Genomic DNA, 3,427 nt, shown 5'->3' on the forward strand with positions numbered 1-3,427 from the left:
GTAAAAGTAACTCGTAGGCTCATTATGCAAAAGGCACGCCGTCACACATAAATGCGCTCCGACCGCTTGTAAGCGTATGGTTTCAGGATCTATTTCACTCCCTTATTCAGGGTTCTTTTCACCTTTCCCTCACGGTACTGGTTCACTATCGGTCTCTCAGGAGTATTTAGCCTTAACGGATGGTCCCGCCAGATTCATACAGGATTACACGTGTCCCGCACTACTCAGGATACTACTAGAATTAATGATCTTTACTTATACCAGGCTATCACTGTCTATGGCTCCTCTTTCCAAAGGATTCTAATTCATTACACAACTCATATCGTAGTCCTACAACCCCAGCACTGCCGTAACAATACTGGTTTGGGCTAATCCGCGTTCGCTCGCCACTACTAACGGAATCACTTTTGTTTTCTTCTCCTCCGGGTACTTAGATGTTTCAGTTCTCCGGGTTCGCCTCCTCGAAAGGATACTATATCTTCAATATAGTGGGTTGCCCCATTCGGATATCTGCGGATCAGTCTGTATGTGCCAGTCCCCGCAGCTTTTCGCAGCTTATCACGTCCTTCTTCGCCTCTGAGAGCCTAGGCATTCCCCATACGCCCTTAATTAGCTTATGCGTCTTGCTTTAACTTGCTCTTTTAGTTTTTGTCGATACCAATAAAGTAACTAAATCAGTATCAACATCTTTTATTTTTCATTAATTGTAAAACAATTAATGCTCGTATTTTTAAATCAATATGTCAATGAACGTTTTTCCTATAATAAATATAAAATCAATGAATATAAAGACTATTTCATATAATGAATCCTGTGCTTTATAAACTATTAAATCCTTATATCTAAAGAATCGTGGAGAATATCGGAGTCGAACCGATGACCTCCTGCGTGCAAGGCAGGCGCTCTAGCCAGCTGAGCTAATCCCCCATTATTTGAAATTCAGAATTACGAATCCAGAATCCCGAATGATGAAGTAATGAATTCTCAACTTCTAAAATTTCCTTTTCAATATATAATCAATGAACTTATAAATGTAAAACCGAAAAATCCTAAAATAAAAACGAATTTTACATTGTAAATTTAAACTTTTACATTTTAAATCTTGTAGTCTCAGGCAGACTCGAACTGCCGACCTCTACATTATCAGTGTAGCGCTCTAACCAGCTGAGCTATGAGACTTTCATATAGTAATGAGTACAAAGTAGTAAGTACAAAGATCACTATTCAAATAATAATACTTTAGTACTTAAAACTTAGCACTAAGTACCTAATACTCAATACTAAATTTATTAATTAACAGCAAAAAGACTAAAAACACAATTGCGATACAATTCCATCGCACTATCTTGTGTCTCCTTAAATAATTAAGGAAATCTCTAGAAAGGAGGTGTTCCAGCCGCACCTTCCGGTACGGCTACCTTGTTACGACTTAGCCCCAGTTACCAGTTTTACCCTAGGCCGCTCCTTACGGTGACGGACTTCAGGTACTCCCAGCTTCCATGGCTTGACGGGCGGTGTGTACAAGGCCCGGGAACGTATTCACCGGATCATGGCTGATATCCGATTACTAGCGATTCCAGCTTCACGGAGTCGAGTTGCAGACTCCGATCCGAACTGTGATAGGCTTTATAGATTCGCTCCTGGTCACCCAGTGGCTGCTCTCTGTACCTACCATTGTAGCACGTGTGTGGCCCAGGACGTAAGGGCCGTGATGATTTGACGTCATCCCCACCTTCCTCGCGGTTTGCACCGGCAGTCTTGCTAGAGTTCCCGACATTACTCGATGGCAACTAACAACAGGGGTTGCGCTCGTTATAGGACTTAACCTGACACCTCACGGCACGAGCTGACGACAACCATGCAGCACCTTGTAAATTGTCCGAAGAAAAGTCTATCTCTAAACCTGTCAATCTACATTTAAGCCCTGGTAAGGTTCCTCGCGTATCATCGAATTAAACCACATGCTCCACCGCTTGTGCGGGCCCCCGTCAATTCCTTTGAGTTTCATTCTTGCGAACGTACTCCCCAGGTGGGTTACTTATCACTTTCGCTTAGCCACTCAGACCGAAGTCCGAACAGCTAGTAACCATCGTTTACGGCGTGGACTACCAGGGTATCTAATCCTGTTCGCTACCCACGCTTTCGTCCCTTAGCGTCAATACATTATTAGTGATCTGCCTTCGCAATCGGTATTCTGTGTAATATCTATGCATTTCACCGCTACACTACACATTCTAACCACTTCATAATGATTCAAGACTTGCAGTATCAATGGCAATTTTCCGGTTGAGCCGAAAACTTTCACCACTGACTTACAAACCCGCCTACGGACCCTTTAAACCCAATGATTCCGGATAACGCTTGGATCCTCCGTATTACCGCGGCTGCTGGCACGGAGTTAGCCGATCCTTATTCGTAGAGTACCGTCAGAGCGATATACATATCGCGGTTTCTTCCTCTATAAAAGTAGTTTACAACCCATAGGGCAGTCTTCCTACACGCGGCATGGCTGGATCAGAGTTGCCTCCATTGTCCAATATTCCTCACTGCTGCCTCCCGTAGGAGTCTGGTCCGTGTCTCAGTACCAGTGTGGGGGATCTCCCTCTCAGGACCCCTATCTATCGTAGCCTTGGTATGCCGTTACCATACCAACTAGCTAATAGAACGCATAGCCATCTTATAGCAATAAATCTTTAATCCTTAGTGAATGCTCACTTAGGATACTATAAGGTATTAATCCAAATTTCTCTGGGCTATCCCTTACTATAAGGTAGGTTCTATACGCGTTACGCACCCGTGCGCCGGTCGTCATCAAGTGCAAGCACTCATGTTACCCCTCGACTTGCATGTGTTAAGCCTGCCGCTAGCGTTCATCCTGAGCCAGGATCAAACTCTTCATCGTTTGTCTTTAAATATTATTCAAAACAATACAACGGAATTATAATTCGTATCTCAATGATGTTTCTAGTCTTTATTCTTTGTATAAAACTATCTCTAGTCTTAATACGCGCTGTCAATCAATATGTCTATGAACTTTTTGTAATTACTAAAGCAATCTTCATCGCTAGTAATTCCTGTTGATACATAAGGAATCGAACCTTATAAATGTCGTAAAAAACACCCTACTCCTGTACTATCTCTAAACTTATGAACTTCGCTCCGTTTCTGTAAGCGGGTGCAAATATACAACCCTTTTTTATTCTACAAAGCTTTTTTTAATTTATTTTTGAAAAGTTTTTCTAAACCTCAAATCCAATATAAAATCCCAAAAACATAACCGCTCTGAGCGGGCGCAAACATACAACCCTTTTTTATTATATCAAGAAATTTATTAAGAAAATTTAAAACATCTTAAACCCCCTAAAAAAATAAACCAAATCTCAATGAACTAAACAAAACAATACCCCGTTTTGCGGGTGCAAATATA

Annotated in this window: 2 tRNA genes and 2 rRNA genes (1 of these 4 only partly in view); all 4 read right to left on the minus strand. The window is 41.8% G+C overall.

Annotated elements, in window-relative coordinates:
* Positions 1 to 620, minus strand: a 23S ribosomal RNA gene (locus PQF96_RS28580); it reaches 2,201 nt to the left of the window's first position.
* A 233-nt stretch (positions 621 to 853) separates the two neighbouring features.
* A tRNA-Ala gene (locus PQF96_RS28585) sits at positions 854 to 927 on the minus strand.
* Between the two features lie 178 nt (positions 928 to 1,105).
* Positions 1,106 to 1,179 (minus strand) — tRNA-Ile (locus PQF96_RS28590).
* A gap of 201 nt (positions 1,180 to 1,380) precedes the next feature.
* Positions 1,381 to 2,902: ribosomal RNA gene (locus PQF96_RS28595) — 16S ribosomal RNA — on the minus strand.
* The 16S and 23S rRNA genes sit together here with 2 tRNA genes alongside, the layout of an rRNA operon.
* Between the last annotated feature and the right edge of the window lie 525 nt (positions 2,903 to 3,427).

It is taken from the genome of Aquimarina algiphila (assembly GCF_947494415.1).
GTDB lineage: Bacteria > Bacteroidota > Bacteroidia > Flavobacteriales > Flavobacteriaceae > Aquimarina > Aquimarina algiphila.